The following is a 17,211-nucleotide window of genomic DNA, read 5'->3' on the forward strand; positions in this document are numbered from 1 at the left end:
AACTTAGCCGAGCCGGCCGCCGGCCCGGCCCGGCTCACCCGGCGGACAGGTCCGCCAGCTGCGCTTCCTTCTCGGAGACCTGGGCCAGCAGCTGCTCCGCGATCTCCTCCAGCAGGCGGTCCGGGTCCTCCGGGGCCATCCGCAGCATCGCGCCGATCGCGCTGTCCTCCAGCTCACGGGCCACCACGGTCAGCAGCTCCTTGCGCTGGGCCAGCCACTCCAGGCGGGCGTACAGCTCCTCGCTCTCGGTCAGCCGCCGCACCGCCTCCGGCACGGGGCCGGCCGCCCACTCCTCGGCCAGCGCGCGCAGCAGCTGCTCCTCGCCCCGCCCGTACGCCGCGTTGACCCGCGCGATGAAGGCGTCGCGGCGCGTCCGCTCGGCCTCGTCCGGGGCCAGGTCGGGGTGGGCCAGGCGGACCAACTCGCGGTAGAGCCGGCGCACCTCGTCGGTGGGCCGCACCCGCTGCGGCGGCTGCACCGGCCGGTCGGTGAGCATGGCGCCCGCGTCGTCGGAGATCCCGTCCTGGCCCATCCAGTCGTGGAACAGCTCCTCCACGCCCGGCATCGGCATCACCAGCGAGCGGGCCTCGCGGGCCAGGCGCAGGTCCTCGGCATCGCCGGTGCGCGCCGCCTTGGCCTCGGCGATCAGCGCGTCCAGCTCGTCGAGCCGCGCGTACATCGGGCCGAGCTTCTGGTGGTGGAGGCGGGAGAAATTCTCCACCTCGACCCGGAAGGTCTCCACCGCGATCTCGAACTCGATCAGCGCCTGCTCGGCGGCCCGTACGGCCCGTTCCAGGCGGGCCTCGGGGCGCTCCTCGGAGGCGCCGGTCGCGCCGGGGTCGCCGGCGGCGGTCTCGTCAGTCTGCTGCTCGCTCACCCGGCCACCCTAAGGCCGCTCGTCCCGGGTCGATGTTCCACGTGAAACATCGACCCGGGACCGTGACCTGCCCGCCGTCAGACGCCTGCCTCGGCGGCGATCCGCCCGGCCCTCACCGCCGCCACCAGGTCGGCGTGGTCGGCCTCGCTGCGGTCGGCGTAGGCCACGGCGAACGTGGCGATCGCCTCGTCCAGCTCGTCGCTCTTGCCGCAGTAGCCGGCCAGCAGCCGCGGGTCGGCGCTGTGCGCGTGCGCCCGGGCCAGCAGGGCGCCGGTCATCCGGCCGTAGTCGTCGATCTGGTCCGCGGCCAGCGCCGCCGGGTCCACGCTGCCCTTGCGGTTGCGGAACTGCCGCACCTGGTACGGGCGCCCCTCCACCGTGGTCCAGCCCAGCAGGATGTCGGAGACCACCTGCATCCGCTGCTGCCCGGAGACCACCCGGCGGCCCTCGTGCTCCTCGGGCGCGGGGTCGAAGCCCACCGAGGGCAGGTGCGGCAGCAGCACCGAGGGCCGCGCCTCCTTCACCTGCAGCACGAGCGGCTCACCGCGGTGGTCCAGCAGCAGCACCACGTACGAGCGGGTGCCGACGCTTCCGGTGCCCACGACCCGGAAGGCCACGTCGTGGATCGCGTACCGGGCCAGCAGCGGGAGCCGGTCGCCCTGCAGCGTCTTCAGGTACGGGCCGAGCGAGGCCGCCACGGCCGCCGCCTCCCCGTCCCCGACCCGGCGCAGCACCGGCAGCGCGTCCACGAAGCGTCGGCCGCCGTCCTGGGCAGGCTCGGTCGACTTGGCGGCGAACCGCGCCGAGGTGTTGTTGCGGGCCTTCTCCGAGACCCGCTCCAGGGTGCCCATCAGGTCGTGCGCGTCGGCGTGCGAGACGAGCTCCTCGTCCGCGATGGCGTTCCAGGCGTCCAGCGCCGGCAGCTTGGCCAGCAGCCGCAGGGTCCGCCGGTACGCGCCGACCGCGTCGAGCGCGGCGGCCCGGCAGGTGTCCTCGTCCGCGCCGGCCACCCGGCCGGCCAGGACCAGGGAGGCCGCCAGCCGCTTGAGGTCCCACTCCCAGGGCCCGAAGACGGTCTCGTCGAAGTCGTTGAGGTCGATCACCAGCCCGCCGCGGGCATCGCCGTAGAGGCCGAAGTTCGCAGCGTGGGCGTCACCGCAGATCTGCGCGCCGACCCCGGTGACGGGCCCGGTGGACAGGTCGTGCGCCATCAGCCCGGCCGAGCCGCGCAGGAACGCGAACGGGTTGGCGGCCATCCGCCCCACCCGTATCGGCGTCAGCGCCGCGACCCGGCCCGCATTGGACTCCTCCACCGCGCGCACCGCGTCCGGGCGTCCGGCGGGCAGTTCGAGGCGGGCGTGCGCCGAGCGCGGCACCCGTGCGCGCAGGGCCTTGCCGGCTGCCTTGGGCGAGCCCGCCACGTCCCGCGGGGCGAAGCCCGCGACGGCCGGAATCCGCCCGCCGTCCTCTGCCGCGCCGGTCTCCACCGCGCGCTGTTCCGTCATCGCCATGCGTGCCGCCCCCCGCTCCGGCCGCCCGTACGGCCCGTACGGCCCGCGGCCAACATCAACAATTCGGGCCCGACCGTATCTACAGCCCGGCGTCCCTGGCCAGCAGGGCCGCCTGGACGCGGTTCTCGCAGCCCAGCTTCGCGAGGATCCGGCTGACGTACGTCTTCACCGTCGCCTCGCTCATGTGCAGCCGACGGCCCGCGTCCGCGTTCGACAGCCCCTCGCCCAGCAGCGCCAGCACCCCGCGCTCCCGCTCGCTCAGCCCGGCGATCCGCCGCCGGGCCTCCTCGCCGCGCGCCACGGCCCGCCCCGAGGCCAGCTGGTCCACCACGTGCCGGGTCGCGCCCGGCGAGAGGTAGGCGTCGCCGGCCGCCGCCGCCCGGACCGCGCCGATCAGCTCGCCCGGCGCCGAGTCCTTCAGCAGGAACCCCGCGCTGCCCTCGCCGAGCGCCCGCAGCACGTTCTCCTTCTCCCCGAACGTGGTCAGCACCAGCGCCCGCACGTCGGGCACGGCCCGCCGCAGCTCGCCGAGCGCGCTCAGCCCGTCCATCACCGGCATCTGGATGTCCAGCAGCACGACGTCCGGGGTGTGCACTCTGGCCTGCTCCACCGCCTCGTGGCCGTTCCCCGCCTCCGCCACCACCTCGACGTCCGGCGCCGAGGTGAGGATCATCCGGATCCCCGCGCGGATCAGCGGCTCGTCGTCAGCGATCACCACTCGGATCACCTTGGCTGTCACGCGCGCTCCTACTGCTCGACCTCGTACGCCTGCTTCTCGACGAGCCTGCCGTCCTTGAAGCAGAACCGGAAAACCGTATCGGTGGTCATCCTGGAGTCCTCCGACGACAGCAGCGCCATGCAGCTCGAACCCGCCGGCCGTTCGGGCCCGCGCCGGTCCAGGCCCTCGGTCAGGAAGCTCTCGCCCTGCGGCAGCTGCTCCCGCACGGCCTGCTCCGCATCGCCGACCCGGATCCGGTCGTACTCCTCCCGGCTGATCATCGCCTTGCCCACCGAGCCCACCAGCATGGCCGCGCCCGCCCCGATGACGATCACCAGCACCACGAGCGCGGCGAACGCTATCCCGCAGCCCAGTGCGACCCCGCCGACCCGGCTGCGCCCGCGCACGAGCAGCTCCCGGTCCACGGCGGCCCAGTCCATCGGCGGGGCGCCGGCCGCCGCCGCCAGGCCCTGCGCCTGCTGGCCGAAGTCGTCGGCGACGTCCTCGACACCGGCCGGCTCCGCCCCGTACGGCAGCACCCCGGCCACCCGGAACCCGCCGCCCTCGGCGGGGCCCGCGTGCACCATGCCGCCGACGAGCCGGGCCCGCTCGCGCAGCCCGGTCAGGCCCTGCCCGCCGGAGACCACCTCCCCGGCACCCGCTCCGGCCGCCGGCCCGTTGGCGATCTCCACGACCAGCGAATCGTCCTCGTACCGCAGCTCGACCGCGATGGCCGCCCCCGGAGCGTGCTTGTAGGCGTTGGTCAGCGCCTCCTGCACGATCCGGTACGCCGCGTGGTCGCACGCCGCGGCCAGCGGCCTCGGCCGCCCCGCCGTCGTCAGCCGCACGTCGGTCCCCGCGCTCCGCGCGGCCTCCACGATCCCCGTGATACCCGCCACACCGCGGGCCGCGGGCTGCGCCTCCTCCACCGGGGCGGGCGCCTCCACCCCGTCGCGCAGGATCCCGACGACCTCGCGCAGCTCGTGCATCGCCGACACGGAGGCCTGCCGAAGCACGCCGACGGCCTCCCGCTGGCGGTCGGTGAGCTCCGGGTCGACCTCCAGGGCGCCGGTGTGCACCGAGATCAGCGCCAGCTGGTGCCCCAGGCTGTCGTGCATGTCCTGGGCGATGCGCTGCCGCTCCCGCAGCCGCGCCTGCCCGGCGACCATCGCCCGCTCCCGCATCAGCTGCCCGTTGCGCTCCTGCAGCGCCCGCAGCAGCGTCCGGCGCTGCGACCAGTACCGGCTGGCCAGACCGGGGATCACCGTCGTGACCAGGAACATCAGGGTCGAGAAGACGATCACCGGCACGGGCCGCATCTGCGACCACTGCTCGACCACGCTCAGCCCGACCTGCGCCAGGAACGCCGCGGTGAACGCGGCCAGCGCCCGGCCCACGCCGACGATCCGGCGCCCCGCCGACCAGCCCAGCACGATCGTGATCAGCAGGGCCCCGGGCAGGAACGGCGTCACCGCCCCGGCCGTGACCAGGGTCGCCACCGGCAGCCGGCGCCGCAGCAGCACCAGGACCACCACGGCCAAACCGCTCGCCACCATCCGCGCCGTGCTGCCGTGATCGAGCTCCTCCACGCCCAGCCCGAGCAGCACCACCACCCCGGCGAGCGCCAGGTCCCCCGCCGTCATCCGCGGGGTCCACGGCTCAGGGCCCTTCAGCCAGTCCCAGCCCGCCCGCGCCTTCGCCGTCACGTCCACGCGACGACCCTAGACACGGGGGCACGGCCGGGGCAGCCCTCTTTCGTCGCGCCCGGCCCGACGAAAGTCGCCCGTCCGAAAACCACCGCCGGCCGGCGTCCGCGGCGACAACTCCCGCCGCCCGGACGCCGCATGATCGTCCGGTCCGCCAGTCAGGCGGGAGACAAAGGAAGTTGTCGTGTGACGGCGCACACCACATGACCGAGGTCACGGCACACAACGAAAGAACCCCCGGTCCGGATTTCTCCGAACCAGGGGTTCTGTCAGTGGGCGAGGGGGGATTTGAACCCCCACGTCCCGAAGGACACTGGCACCTGAAGCCAGCGCGTCTGCCGTTCCGCCACTCGCCCGAGCAGCGTCCCAGTGGCTCTTCCCTTTCGGGCCGTTCCCCTGGCGACGTCGAAACATTAGCACGTCATCGGGGGTGGAATCACATCGCTTTCCCGGGGCCCCCGGAAGCGGCCCCCGAGCGCCCCTCCCGCACAGCACTCCCGGTGCGGGACACTGTCCCTTGCGCACCCCTACGATCCCTTGTGAGGACCAACACTTGTCCGCACAGGACACAGGGGGAACCACCTGAATCCGCCACGCGTGGATACGATCAGTAAGCAGTACAGGGGCGACAACGACGGAGGAGGTGCCCCATGGGAGTTCTGAAGCGGTTCGAGCAGCGACTCGAAGGTCTGGTGAACGGCACCTTCGCCAAGGTCTTCAAGTCCGAGGTCCAGCCCGTCGAGATCGCCGGAGCCCTCCAGCGGGAGTGCGACAACAACGCCACGATCTGGAACCGCGAGCGGACCGTCGTCCCCAACGACTTCATCGTGGAGCTCAGCGCGGGCGACTACGAGCGCCTGAGCCCCTACTCCGGGCAGCTCGGCGACGAGCTCGCCGGCCTGGTGCGCGACTACGCCAAGCAGCAGCGCTACAGCTTCATGGGACCGATCAAGGTCCACCTGGAGAAGGCCGAGGACCTCGACACCGGCCTCTACCGGGTCCGCAGCCGCACCCTCGCCGCCAGCACCTCCCAGCCGCAGCAGCCCCAGCAGGGCGGCTACGGCTACCCCCCGGTCGCCGCGCCGCCGATGCCCGCCGGACCGCCCCCGGGCGCCCCCGCGGGCCGGCCCGGCGCCGGCGGCCCGGGCCCCGCACCCGCAGGCGGCGCCCCGCGGCGCCACTGGATCGAGATCAACGGCACCCGCCACCAGATTTCCCGCCCCACGCTCGTGCTCGGCCGCAGCACCGAAGCCGACGTGCGGATCGACGACCCCGGCGTCTCGCGCCGGCACTGTGAGATCCGGACCGGAACGCCCTCGACGATCCAGGATCTCGGGTCCACCAACGGCATCGTGGTGGACGGGCAGCACACCACCCGCGCTACGCTCCGCGACGGCTCGCGGATCGTCGTGGGCAGCACCACCATCATTTACCGGCAAGCCGAAGGGTGAAGCGGGGGCAATGTCAGAGCTGACCCTGACGGTCATGCGGTTGGGTTTCCTGGCCGTTCTGTGGCTGTTCGTCATCGTGGCCGTTCAGGTCATCCGCAGCGACCTCTTCGGCACGCGCGTCACACAGCGCGGATCGTCGCGTCGCGGCAGCGGCGCGGCAGCCCCGCAGCAGGGCGGCCGCCAGGCCGCCGCGCCCCCGCAGCAGCGCCAGCGTCGCGGAGCGCCCACCAAGCTCGTCGTCTCCGAAGGCACCCTCACGGGCACCACGGTGGCCCTCGCCGGCCAGACGATCACCCTGGGCCGCGCCCACGACTCCACGATCGTGCTGGACGACGACTACGCCTCCAGCCGCCATGCCAGGATCTACCCCGACCGTGACGGCCAGTGGATCGTCGAGGATCTCGGGTCCACGAACGGCACGTACCTCGACCGGACCCGGCTGACCACCCCGACGCCCATCCCGCCGGGCGCCCCGATCCGCATCGGCAAGACCGTCATCGAGCTGCGGAAGTAGTACGAGAATGAGCGAGCGGAGCGAGCGAGCCGCGGCAGTCCGTCCCACCCAGGACACGGACCCGAGCGCGCTCCCGACCGGAGGGTGGGCAGTGTGGCTCGAGACCGGTTGTACCCCGAGGAAGCGTCGACCGGGCAGGTGCGCATGAGTCTGTCCCTGCGGTTCGCCGCCGGATCTCACAAGGGCATGATCCGCGAAGGCAACGAGGACTCCGGCTACGCCGGCCCCCGTCTCCTCGCGGTCGCCGACGGCATGGGCGGCCAGGCCGCAGGCGAGGTCGCCAGCTCCGAGGTGATCTCCTCCCTCGTGCAGCTCGACGACGACGTGCCGGGCTCCGACATCCTCACCTCGCTCGGCACGGCCGTGCAGCGCGCCAACGAGCAGCTGCGCGTCATGGTCGAGGAGGACGCCCAGCTGGAGGGCATGGGCACCACGCTCACCGCCCTGCTGTGGACCGGACAGCGCCTCGGCCTCGTCCACGTCGGCGACTCCCGCGCCTACCTGCTGCGCGACGGGGTCCTGACGCAGATCACGCAGGACCACACCTGGGTGCAGCGGCTCGTCGACGAGGGCCGCATCACCGAGGAGGAGGCCACCACCCACCCGCAGCGGTCCCTGCTGATGCGGGCCCTGGGCAGTGGCGACACGGTCGAGCCCGACCTGTCGATCCGCGAGGTCCGCGCCGGCGACCGCTACCTGATCTGCTCCGACGGCCTGTCCGGCGTCGTCTCCCACCAGACGCTGGAGGAGACCCTCGCCGACTACCACGGCCCGCACGAGACCGTGCAGTCCCTCATCCAGCTCGCCCTGCGCGGCGGCGGACCGGACAACATCACCTGCATCGTCGCCGACGTCCTCGACACCGACAGCGGCGACACCCTCGCCGCCCAGCTGAACGACACCCCGGTCGTCGTCGGCGCGGTCGCCGAGAACCAGCACCAGCTCTTCGACGGCGGCGCCATGCAGACCCCTGCGGGCCGCGCCGCGCGCCTGGCCCGCCAGGTCCCGCCGCCCGCCGGCGCCTTCGGGCCCCCCGGCAGCGGAGACGTGCCCGGCTACGGCTACCCCGACCAGAACCAGGGCCAGGGCGGCGGCGGTACGTACGGCAGCTTCGGCGACCCCGAGCCGTACGATGACGAAGCCCGCTTCGACGACACGTACGACAACCCCCGCAGGCGCCGCAGCAAAGGGCGCAAGTGGACCACCCGGACCCTGATCCTGCTGATCGTGGCCGGAGTCGTCGGCGGCGGCCTGTACGCTGCGCACCGCTGGACCCAGACGCAGTACTACATCGGCGTCAAGGGCGACCACGTCGCACTCTTCCGCGGCATCAGCCAGAAGCTCGGCCCGCTGGAGCTCTCCACGGTGGAGACCGACCGCACCGACATCGAACTGAAGTACCTGCCGCCCTTCAAGCGCAAGCAGGTCGAGGCGACCATCAGCGAGACCAGCCTCGACGGGGCCAAGCAGAAGATCGATGAACTCGGCGTGCAGGTCTCCGCGTGTAAGAAGGACGAAGAGCGCCGGAACGCGGAGACGCAGAACGGCCAGACATCCGGCCCCAGCCTGACCGCGGCAGAGCAGCAGCTGGTCAGTCTGTGCGGAAAGCAGTAGTCACACGCGGGCGCAGGGGGCCTGCCACACCATGAGCGTTGTCACCAACACGACCACCATCGGCGCGATCGAGCTGCCGAGCCGGCGCAACACCGAGCTCCTGCTGCTCGTGTTCGCCGTGGTCATCCCGATCTTCGCCTACGCCAACGTGGGCCTGTCGATCCACGGCGAGCTGCCCCCCGGCATGCTCGTCTACGGCGGCGGCCTCATCGTCCTCGCAGGCCTCGCCCACCTCGTCGTACGCCGCTACGCCAAGTACGCCGACCCGCTGCTGCTGCCCATCGCGACCCTGCTCAACGGGCTCGGCTGCGTCCTGATCTGGCGCCTGGACCAGTCCGAGCGGCTGCAGAACCTCGCCAAGCGCAGCTTCGGCACGTTCTCCGAGTCGGCCCCCCGCCAGATGATGTACACCGCGGTGGCGATCGCCCTGTTCGCCGGCGTCCTGCTGCTGCTCAAGGACCACCGCACCCTCCAGCGCTTCACGTACATCTCCATGGCCGCCTCGCTGGTGCTGCTGATCCTGCCGGTCATCCCGGGCCTCGGCGCCGACGTCTTCGGCGCCAAGATCTGGATCAGCATCGGCGGGTTCTCCATCCAGCCCGGCGAGTTCGCGAAGATCGTCATCGCGGTCTTCTTCGCCGGGTACCTCATGGTCAAGCGGGACGCGCTCGCCCTCGCCTCGCGCCGCTTCATGGGGCTCTACCTGCCGCGCGGCCGCGACCTCGGCCCGATCCTGATGATCTGGGCGATGAGCCTGCTCATCCTGGTCTTCGAGAACGACCTCGGCACATCCCTGCTCTTCTTCGGCATGTTCGTGATCATGCTGTACGTCGCCACCGAGCGGACCAGCTGGATCGTGATCGGCCTGCTCATGAGCGTCGGCGGCGCGGCCGTCGTCGGCGCCACCGCCAGCCACGTCAAGGCCCGCGTCACCGCCTGGCTCGACCCCTTCGCCTGCTACTCGAAGTCCGGCGCCTGTGAGCAGGTCGGCCAGTCGATCATGAGCTTCGGCTCCGGCGGCGTCCTGGGCACCGGCTGGGGCCAGGGCAACTCCGACCTCATCGGCTTCGCCGCCAACTCCGACTTCATCTTCTCCACCGTCGGCGAGGAACTCGGCCTCGCGGGCGTCATGGCCTTCCTCCTCCTCTACGGCCTGATCATCGAGCGGGGCGTCCGCACCGCCCTCGCCGCCCGCGACCCCTTCGGCAAGCTCTTCGCCATCGGTCTGTCCGGCGCCTTCTCCCTGCAGATCTTCGTGGTCGCCGGCGGCGTCATGGGCCTCATCCCCCTCACCGGTATGACCATGCCCTTCCTGGCCTCCGGCGGCTCGTCCGTCCTCGCCAACTGGGCCCTCATCGGGATCCTCATCCGGATCAGCGACACCGCACGCCGCCCCGCGCCGGCCCCCGCACCGTCCCCCGACTCCGAGATGACCCAGGTGGTCCGTCCGTCATGAACAAGCCCCTGCGCCGCATCTCGATCTTCTGTGGGCTGCTCATCCTCGCGCTGCTGGTCCGCACGAACTGGCTCCAGTACGTGTCGGCCGAGGAGCTCAGCACCCGCAAGGAGAACCGCCGGGTCCAGATCGCCCAGTACGCCACCCAGCGCGGCAACATCATCGTCGCGGGCGGGCAGGCCATCACCGGCTCCGCCGTCACCAACGGCAGCGACTACAAGTACAAGCGCACCTACCACGACGGCGCCCTGTGGGCCCCGGTCACCGGCTACGCCTCCCAGGCCTTCGGCTCCACGCAGCTCGAATCCCTCGAGGACAAGATCCTCACCGGCAACGACGACCGGCTGTTCTTCGACCGCACCATCGGCATGTTCACCGGCGAGAAGAAGGCCGGCGGCAACGTGGTCACCACGCTGATGCCGGACGTGCAGAAGGCCGCGTACGACAAGCTCGGCGACAAGACGGGCGCCGTCGCGGCCATCGACCCGCGCACCGGCGCCATCCTGGCCCTGGTCAGCACCCCCTCGTACGACCCCTCCACCTTCGCCGGCAACTCCAAGACCGACGAGAAGGCCTGGGTCGAGCTCAAGGACAGCCCGGACAAGAAGCTGGTCAACCGCGCGCTGCGCGAGACCTACCCGCCGGGCTCCACCTTCAAGGTGGTCACCGCGGCCGCGGCCCTGGAGAACGGCGTCGTCACCGACATCAACGCGCCGACCGACACCCCCGAGCCGTACTTCCTGCCCGGCACCCGGACCCCGATGGTCAACCACGCCAGCGGTTGCGAGAAGGCCAGCCTCAACGACGCGCTGAAGGTCTCCTGCAACTCCGTCTTCGCCAACCTCGGCGACAAGGTCGGCCGCGACAAGATGGTCGAGACGGCGCAGAAGTTCGGCTTCAACAACGACAAGATCGACACCCCGGTCCGCGCGTTCGCGAGCGTCTACGACAAGACCATGGGCAAGGACGGCAACGCCCAGAGCGCCATCGGCCAGTTCAACACCGCCGCCACCCCGCTGCAGATGGCCATGGTCACCGCCGCCATCGCCAACGACGGCAAGCTGATGAAGCCGTACATGGTCGACCAGCTCACCGCGCCCAACCTCGACGTGATCGAGAAGCACGAGCCGCAGGAGATGAGCCGCCCGCTCTCCGCCGCGAACGCGCAGAAGATCCAGCAGATGATGGTCAACGTCGTCGAGAACGGCACCGGCGGCAACGCCAAGATCAAGAACGTGGTCGTCGGCGGCAAGACCGGTACCGCCCAGCACGGCGAGAAGAACGCCAAGCGCCCCTACGCCTGGTTCATCTCCTACGCCAAGGCCGCGGACGGCAGCTGCCCGGTCGCGGTCGCCGTCGTGATCGAGGACAGCGACGCCAGCCGTGACGACATCAGCGGCGGCGGCCTCGCCGCCCCCGTCGCCAAGGCCGTCATGCAGGCCGTGCTCAGCAGCAAGAGCTGACCGGCGGAACGGACCATGACAACGACGGGACGAGACGACGAAGGCCCTGCCGGAGTGACCCGGAGCACTGATTCCGCCCGGACGCGAGCGTACGGTACCGGTCCGGTATCAGCCTGTGGTCACGAACCGATCACCGACGATCGGCCGGTAGCCTTTGCGCGAACAGCACACCGCCGGACCACACACCGGTGCGGTCGGGACTGACGGAGAGGGCTGGAACGTTATGGAAGAGCCGCGTCGCCTCGGCGGCCGGTACGAGCTGAGCCACGTGCTCGGCCGCGGTGGCATGGCCGAGGTGTACCTCGCCCACGACACCCGGCTCGGCCGTACCGTCGCCGTCAAGACCCTGCGCGCCGACCTCGCCCGCGACCCGTCCTTCCAGGCCCGGTTCCGCCGCGAGGCCCAGTCCGCCGCATCGCTCAACCACCCGGCGATCGTCGCGGTCTACGACACCGGCGAGGACTACGTCGACAACATCTCCATCCCCTACATCGTGATGGAGTACGTCGACGGCTCGACCCTGCGCGAACTCCTGCACTCCGGCCGCAAGCTGCTGCCCGAGCGCACCCTGGAGATGACCATCGGCATCCTCCAGGCCCTCGAGTACTCCCACCGCGCCGGCATCGTCCACCGCGACATCAAGCCCGCGAACGTCATGCTCACCCGGACCGGCCAGGTCAAGGTCATGGACTTCGGCATCGCCCGCGCCATGGGCGAGTCCGGCATGACCATGACCCAGACCGCCGCCGTCATCGGCACCGCCCAGTACCTCTCCCCGGAGCAGGCCAAGGGCGAGCAGGTCGACGCGCGCTCCGACCTGTACTCGGCGGGCTGCCTCCTCTACGAGCTGCTGTGCGTCCGCCCGCCCTTCATCGGCGACTCCCCCGTGGCCGTCGCCTACCAGCACGTACGGGAAGAGCCGCAGCCCCCGTCGAACTTCGACCCCGAGATCACGCCCGAGATGGACGCCATCGTCCTCAAGGCACTGGTCAAGGACCCCGACTACCGCTACCAGTCGGCCGACGAGATGCGCGCCGACATCGAGGCCTGCCTCGAGGGCCAGCCCGTCGCCGCCACCGCCGCCATGGGCGCGGCCGGCTACGGCTACCCCGACCCGAACCAGGGCTACGGCCACCCCGGCTACGACCAGCCCACCACCGCCCTGCGCCCGACCGACGCCGGCGGCCAGACCTCCATGCTGCCGCCGATGCCCCCGGGCGAGGGCGGCTACCCGTACCAGGACCAGGGCGGGTACGACCAGGGCCACGGCCGCCGCCAGAAGAAGAGCCGGGCCTCCACGATCCTGCTGGTCACGGCGGGCATCCTGGTGCTGGTCGGTGCCATCCTGATCGGCCGCTCCCTGTTCAGCGGCGGCGCCGACAACCGGCCCAGCGTGCCCAAGTTCATCGGCCAGACCTTCGAGGCGGCGCAGAAGAGCGCCGACAACGTGGGCCTCAAGGTCGAGAAGACCGCCGACGAGCCCTGCGACGACCAGCCCAAGGGCAACGTCTGCAAGCAGGACCAGGCCCCCGACACGCGCGTCGACAAGGGCTCCACGATCAAGCTGACGGTCTCCTCGGGCGCGCCGCCGGTGGCAGTGCCCAACGTCGTCAACCTCTCGTTCGAGGAAGCGGAGAAGGCGCTGAAGGAGAAGGGCTTCCAGGTCGAGAAGAAGACCCAGGAGTCCGACCGCACGCCCAACACCGTCCTGGACCAGAGCCCCAAGAACGGCCAGGCCCAGAAGGGCAGCACGGTCACCGTGACCGTCGCCAAGGAGCAGGCCAAGTCCGAGATGCCGAACCTCCTGGGCAAGACCAAGGAGCAGGCGGTCAAGCTGCTGAACGACGCCAAGCTGAAGCTGGGCAGCACCACCGAGGTCGACTCGCCGGCCGCCCCGCCGAAGACGATCGTCCAGCAGCAGTACCAGCCGGGCGAGCAGCTGGCCCCGGGCACGACGGTCAACGTCCAGATCTCCAAGGGCTCGGGACAGATGACCCAGGTCCCGCTCCTGTCCGGCTCGACCGTGGCCCAGGCCAAGGCCGAGCTCGCCTCGAAGGGCCTGACCTGCGCGATCCCGTCGGGCGCGACGGACGACAACGCGATCGTGATCTCGAGCGACCCGCCGGCCGGGACCCCGGTCCCGACGGGCACGGTCGTCAACGTCACGACGATGGGCGGCAACCAGCAGGGCAACACCCAGGGCGGCTTCTTCGGCAACCTCACCGGCGGCCGCCGCTAATCACCACGCACAACCCGAAAGGCCCGGATCCTCATCGAGGATCCGGGCCTTTCCTTTTCCTCTTCTCGCGCCACGTCCGCACATTTCCACGAAAGCCGATCGTGTCTTCATATGTCGGGAATCGTTGGTCCGGTCGGGGTGGGACATCGGGTTCCGCCCGGAAAGGGCAGAGCGATGCTCGACGAATCGGTACTCCTGGAATCCAGGACGCTGCGCACGACCGTCCTGGACCGGACGCACGTCCTGGACAAGGTGAAGGCGCTGGCGCTGCTGCCGGACGGGATACACGTCACGACGGCGATGGTGGCGGCCTACTACGAGGTCACGGAGCTCGTGATCAATCGCCTGCGACAACGCCATCGCGAGGAGCTGACGCAGAACGGTATGAGGACCCTCAAGGGCTCCGACCTGGCAGTGTTTGAAAGAGACAACCTGTCTCTTTCAAACGGAGGTTATCCACAGCGCGGCGGACGGGTGCATCTGGCCGTCTACAGCCGACGGGCGGTGCTCAACGTCGGGATGCTGCTCCGTGACAGCAAAATCGCACGTCAGGTACGGATGTATCTCCTCGACACCGAGCAAGACGCCCGAAGCCAGCCTGTGGATAACCCTGTCCACAGGCCCGACTCGATGGCGGAGGCGACGGAGATCCTCCGGCGGCAGGTCGTCCCCATGCTCAACGTGCTCATCGAGGCCTCCGGCGAGCACCAGGCGAAGCTCGCCGAGCACGACATCGCCATCAGCCGGCTCCAGCGCGCGCAGGAGGCCCTGGAGGGCCGGGCCCTCACCAAGGTCACCGGAGTCATAGGATCCATCGACGCGATGAACCGGCGGGAGTTCGAACTCCACGTCGCGGGCCTGCTGCGCCGCGACGGCTGCGTCGACGTGCACGGCGGCAAACTCGGCGTCGACATCACCGCCCGCACCGCCGACGGCCGGACCGTCGCCGTCCAGTGCAAGAACTTCGCACCCTTCCGGCACGTGCTCAGCGGTGAGATGCAGAAGTTCCTCGGCGCCGCCAAGGTCCTGCACGGTGCCGAGGTGGCCCTCTGCGTGGCCACCTGCACCTTCAGCCGCGAAGCCTTGGCCATCGCCGCTCGGGGCGGCGTCACGGCCGTCCACCGCGGCCTTCTGGAGGCCTGGAGCGCCGGCACACGGCTCCAGGTGCTGCGGTGACCGCGAACCGGTAGGTAGCGGGCGGTCAGCGCAGCTCGGCCGGGGGCGTGCGCTTCGCGTCCACCTTCTCGGTGCGCACCAGCTCGCCCCACACCACGTAGCGGTACTTCGAGGTGTACACGGGGGTGCAGGTCGTCAGCGTGACGTACCGGCCCGGCACCGTCTTCCCCGAGCCCTTCGGGACCGGCGCGATCACGTCCACGTTGTACTTCGAGGTCTGGCGCAGCTCCGCGAAGACCTTGTACACGTACCAGGTGTCCCGCGTCTCGAAGACGACCGCGTCGCCGGTCCTCACCTTGTCGATGTCGTGGAACTTCGCCCCGTGCCCGTCGCGGTGGGCCGCCAGCGAGAAGTTCCCCGGCCCCTCCCACGGCAGGACCGCCTTCACCGGGTCCGTGTAGTACCCGGCCACGCCGTCGTCGAGTACGCCCGGCGACGTGCCCCGCTTGACCAGCACCTCGCCGTTCTTCATCGACGGCACGTGCAGGAAGCCGACGCCGCCCTGGGTGTCCAGCGCCCCCGGCTGCCCCTGCGCGCCCGCCGCGGGCGCGCTCTGCCACTGGCGGCGGACCTCGTCGCCGCGGGCCGACGCCTGCCGGTCCGCGAGGACGTTCGTCCACCACAGCGAGTACGCCACGAACAGGGCGAGCACCAGGCCCACGGTGATCAGGAGCTCGCCCAGCAGGCTCAGGAATCCGGCGAGCAGGCTGCTGTTGCGGGGCGGTGCGGTACGCGACACTGCTGGTTCGTCCTTCGGCGGCTGTCGTCGGCTCTTCGTCGGCTCTTAGGCGGCTGTGCGTCGGCTCAAGGGGCTGCCAGCGCGGGCGGAGCGCCCTGGCTGCGGGGGCGTTCGTCGACCATCCTGCCCCATACGATCATGCGGTAGGTGCTGGTGAACTCGGGCGTGCAGGTCGTCAGCGTGATGTACCGGCCCGGCCCGGTGAAGCCGGAGCCCTCCGGAACCGGCTTGAGGACGGACACGTTCGTCGGCGGCGTCTGCGCCAGCGCCGAGGTCATCTCGTACGTGTAGTACGCGTCCCGCGTCTCGACCACGATCTTGTCGCCCGGCACCAACCGGTTGATGAAACGGAACGGTTCGCCGTGGGTGTTGCGGTGTCCGGCCACCGCGAAGTTGCCCTGCCGGTCGGCGGGCATCGCCGTCTTCAGAGCCCCGTCCCCGTAGTGCCCGACCATCCCCCGGTCGAGCACCTTCGGCTTGCTGACGCCCTCCGCGACCGGCACCTTCACGTCCAGCTTCGGGAGGTACAGGATCGCGAACCCCTGCCCCGGTTCGAAGGCCGTCACGGGCGGCGCGGCCGCCCCGCCGGGCTGCTGCTCCCAGGTCTGGCGCAGCGAGCCCGCGGCCCCGTCGGCCGTGCGCTGCGCGAGGACGTTGGTGTACCAGAGCTGGTAGGCGACGAACAGCAGCATCACCACGCCGACCGTGATGAACAGCTCCCCGGCCAGCCGGGTCACCACGACCACGGCGCCGCCCGACCGGGGCCGTCGGCGCCGGCGGCCGCCGCTGCCCCCGCGCCTGCGCGTGTGCGTCCGCTTCGCGGCCTGCTGTGCGGCCCTGCGCCGCGCGGCCCGGCCCCCGGTGGGCGCGGACGGCGCGAGCGAGGTCACGCGACGGCCTTGCCCACCACCGGGGCCAGCCCTGCCGAGCGCTCGACCGCACCCGCGTCGCCGCAGCGCACCAGCCAGTTCGCGAGCATCCGGTGGCCCCACTCGGTCAGCACCGACTCGGGGTGGAACTGCACGCCCTCCACGTCGTGCTCCCGGTGGCGCAGGCCCATGATGATCCCGTCCTCGGTCCGCGCGGTGACCTCCAGGACCTCCGGCAGGGTCTGCGGCTCGGCCGCGAGCGAGTGGTAGCGGGTCGCGGTGAACGGCGACGGCAGCCCCTCGAAGACGCCGAGCCCCTCGTGGACCACCGGCGAGGTCTTCCCGTGCAGCAGCTCGGGCGCCCGGTCCACGACGCCGCCGTACGCGACCGCCATCGACTGCATGCCCAGGCACACGCCGAAGACCGGGACGCCGGTCTCGGCGCAGTGGCGGACCATGTCGACGCAGACGCCGGCCTCCTCCGGGGTGCCCGGGCCGGGCGAGAGCAGCACGCCGTCGAAGCCGTCCTGGGCGTGGGAGAGTTCCACTTCGTCGTTGCGGAGCACCTCGCACTCGGCGCCGAGCTGGTACAGGTACTGGACCAGGTTGAAGACAAAGCTGTCGTAGTTGTCGACCACCAGAATGCGCGCGCTCACGGAGTGGCTCCCGATCCCTCGTCCACCGTCACATCGTTGAACGGAAGGAGCGGCTCGGCCCACGGGAAGACGTACTGGAACAGCACGAAGACCACCGCGAGGACCAGTACGAGGGAGATCAGCGCGCGTACCCACGCGTTGCCCGGCAGATGCCGCCAGATCCAGCCGTACATGCCGTCCGCGTTCCCTTTCGCTCTCGCACCGCGGGGGGCGGTACGCACC

At 71.1% G+C, this 17,211-nt stretch carries 14 protein-coding genes, 1 tRNA gene and 1 pseudogene; 7 read left to right on the top strand and 9 right to left on the bottom strand.

Features of this window, described 5'->3' with window-relative positions:
- Positions 1 to 34 precede the first annotated feature (34 nt).
- The 5 genes from AB0F11_RS07260 to AB0F11_RS07280 form a co-directional block, all read right to left on the bottom strand.
- Positions 35 to 877, bottom strand: a complete 843-nt coding sequence (locus AB0F11_RS07260; RefSeq protein ID WP_362169327.1) for a J domain-containing protein — start codon at positions 875 to 877, stop codon at positions 35 to 37.
- Positions 878 to 954: 77 nt separating this feature from the next.
- Complete coding sequence (locus AB0F11_RS07265; protein ID WP_362169329.1) at positions 955 to 2,388, bottom strand: DUF2252 domain-containing protein; 1,434 nt, start codon at positions 2,386 to 2,388, stop codon at positions 955 to 957.
- 79 nt (positions 2,389 to 2,467) lie between these two features.
- Entirely contained in the window at positions 2,468 to 3,127 is a 660-nt protein-coding gene (locus AB0F11_RS07270) for a response regulator transcription factor (RefSeq protein ID WP_362169331.1), read from the bottom strand.
- A gap of 8 nt (positions 3,128 to 3,135) precedes the next feature.
- Positions 3,136 to 4,818: a histidine kinase gene (locus AB0F11_RS07275; protein ID WP_362169333.1), complete on the bottom strand. Its 1,683-nt coding sequence runs from the start codon at positions 4,816 to 4,818 to the stop codon at positions 3,136 to 3,138.
- Between the two features lie 267 nt (positions 4,819 to 5,085).
- Positions 5,086 to 5,168 (bottom strand) — tRNA-Leu (locus AB0F11_RS07280).
- A gap of 294 nt (positions 5,169 to 5,462) precedes the next feature.
- On the opposite strand from AB0F11_RS07280, the gene AB0F11_RS07285 reads away from it, so the two are divergent.
- The 7 genes from AB0F11_RS07285 (at position 5,463) to AB0F11_RS07315 (ending at position 14,725) form a co-directional block, all read left to right on the top strand.
- Positions 5,463 to 6,263: a DUF3662 and FHA domain-containing protein gene (locus tag AB0F11_RS07285; protein ID WP_362169335.1), complete on the top strand. Its 801-nt coding sequence runs from the start codon at positions 5,463 to 5,465 to the stop codon at positions 6,261 to 6,263.
- A 10-nt stretch (positions 6,264 to 6,273) separates the two neighbouring features.
- Entirely contained in the window at positions 6,274 to 6,777 is a 504-nt protein-coding gene (locus AB0F11_RS07290) for an FHA domain-containing protein (protein ID WP_362169337.1), read from the top strand.
- Positions 6,778 to 6,921: 144 nt separating this feature from the next.
- Positions 6,922 to 8,391, top strand: coding sequence for a PP2C family serine/threonine-protein phosphatase (locus AB0F11_RS07295; protein ID WP_362169339.1), 1,470 nt, complete (start codon positions 6,922 to 6,924; stop codon positions 8,389 to 8,391).
- A gap of 31 nt (positions 8,392 to 8,422) precedes the next feature.
- Positions 8,423 to 9,847, top strand: a complete 1,425-nt coding sequence (locus AB0F11_RS07300) for an FtsW/RodA/SpoVE family cell cycle protein (RefSeq protein WP_362169341.1) — start codon at positions 8,423 to 8,425, stop codon at positions 9,845 to 9,847.
- Positions 9,844 to 11,310 (top strand): penicillin-binding transpeptidase domain-containing protein, encoded by a 1,467-nt coding sequence (locus AB0F11_RS07305; RefSeq protein WP_362169343.1) that lies wholly within the window; start codon positions 9,844 to 9,846, stop codon positions 11,308 to 11,310. Before AB0F11_RS07300 ends, AB0F11_RS07305 begins: the two co-directional genes overlap by 4 nt.
- Positions 11,311 to 11,533: 223 nt before the next feature.
- Positions 11,534 to 13,549, top strand: a complete 2,016-nt coding sequence (gene pknB, locus AB0F11_RS07310) for a Stk1 family PASTA domain-containing Ser/Thr kinase (protein WP_362169345.1) — start codon at positions 11,534 to 11,536, stop codon at positions 13,547 to 13,549.
- A 174-nt stretch (positions 13,550 to 13,723) separates the two neighbouring features.
- Positions 13,724 to 14,725 (top strand): restriction endonuclease, encoded by a 1,002-nt coding sequence (locus AB0F11_RS07315; RefSeq protein ID WP_362169347.1) that lies wholly within the window; start codon positions 13,724 to 13,726, stop codon positions 14,723 to 14,725.
- A 25-nt stretch (positions 14,726 to 14,750) separates the two neighbouring features.
- Here the strand turns inward: AB0F11_RS07315 and AB0F11_RS07320 are convergent, their stop codons facing one another.
- The 4 genes and pseudogenes from AB0F11_RS07320 to AB0F11_RS07335 all read right to left on the bottom strand — a co-directional run bounded on the left by AB0F11_RS07320 (position 14,751) and on the right by AB0F11_RS07335 (position 17,162).
- Positions 14,751 to 15,464 (bottom strand): class E sortase, encoded by a 714-nt coding sequence (locus AB0F11_RS07320; RefSeq protein ID WP_362169349.1) that lies wholly within the window; start codon positions 15,462 to 15,464, stop codon positions 14,751 to 14,753.
- Positions 15,465 to 15,529: 65 nt separating this feature from the next.
- Positions 15,530 to 16,330, bottom strand: a pseudogene (locus tag AB0F11_RS07325) (class E sortase); the annotation flags it as partial.
- A 20-nt stretch (positions 16,331 to 16,350) separates the two neighbouring features.
- Positions 16,351 to 16,989 carry an aminodeoxychorismate/anthranilate synthase component II gene (locus AB0F11_RS07330; RefSeq protein WP_362169351.1) on the bottom strand — a complete coding sequence of 213 codons (639 nt, stop codon included), beginning with the start codon at positions 16,987 to 16,989 and terminating at the stop codon, positions 16,351 to 16,353.
- The gene (locus tag AB0F11_RS07335; protein WP_030011120.1) at positions 16,986 to 17,162 is read right to left on the bottom strand and encodes a hypothetical protein; all 177 of its coding nucleotides are present in this window, start codon (positions 17,160 to 17,162) and stop codon (positions 16,986 to 16,988) included. Before AB0F11_RS07335 ends, AB0F11_RS07330 begins: the two co-directional genes overlap by 4 nt.
- Between the last annotated feature and the right edge of the window lie 49 nt (positions 17,163 to 17,211).

The organism is Streptomyces sp. NPDC032472 (genome assembly GCF_040636955.1).
Classification (GTDB): domain Bacteria; phylum Actinomycetota; class Actinomycetes; order Streptomycetales; family Streptomycetaceae; genus Streptomyces.

Bases quoted from the DNA above. Each gene is read 5' to 3' on its own strand.
- AB0F11_RS07265 (WP_362169329.1), bottom strand. From the start codon at position 2,388: ATGGCGATGACGGAACAGCGCGCGGTGGAGACCGGCGCGGCAGAGGAC.
- AB0F11_RS07285 (WP_362169335.1), top strand. From the start codon at position 5,463: ATGGGAGTTCTGAAGCGGTTCGAGCAGCGACTCGAAGGTCTGGTGAAC.
- AB0F11_RS07290 (WP_362169337.1), top strand. From the start codon at position 6,274: ATGTCAGAGCTGACCCTGACGGTCATGCGGTTGGGTTTCCTGGCCGTT.
- AB0F11_RS07295 (WP_362169339.1), top strand. From the start codon at position 6,922: ATGAGTCTGTCCCTGCGGTTCGCCGCCGGATCTCACAAGGGCATGATC.
- AB0F11_RS07300 (WP_362169341.1), top strand. From the start codon at position 8,423: ATGAGCGTTGTCACCAACACGACCACCATCGGCGCGATCGAGCTGCCG.
- AB0F11_RS07305 (WP_362169343.1), top strand. From the start codon at position 9,844: ATGAACAAGCCCCTGCGCCGCATCTCGATCTTCTGTGGGCTGCTCATC.
- pknB (WP_362169345.1), top strand. From the start codon at position 11,534: ATGGAAGAGCCGCGTCGCCTCGGCGGCCGGTACGAGCTGAGCCACGTG.
- AB0F11_RS07315 (WP_362169347.1), top strand. From the start codon at position 13,724: ATGCTCGACGAATCGGTACTCCTGGAATCCAGGACGCTGCGCACGACC.
- AB0F11_RS07335 (WP_030011120.1), bottom strand. From the start codon at position 17,162: ATGTACGGCTGGATCTGGCGGCATCTGCCGGGCAACGCGTGGGTACGC.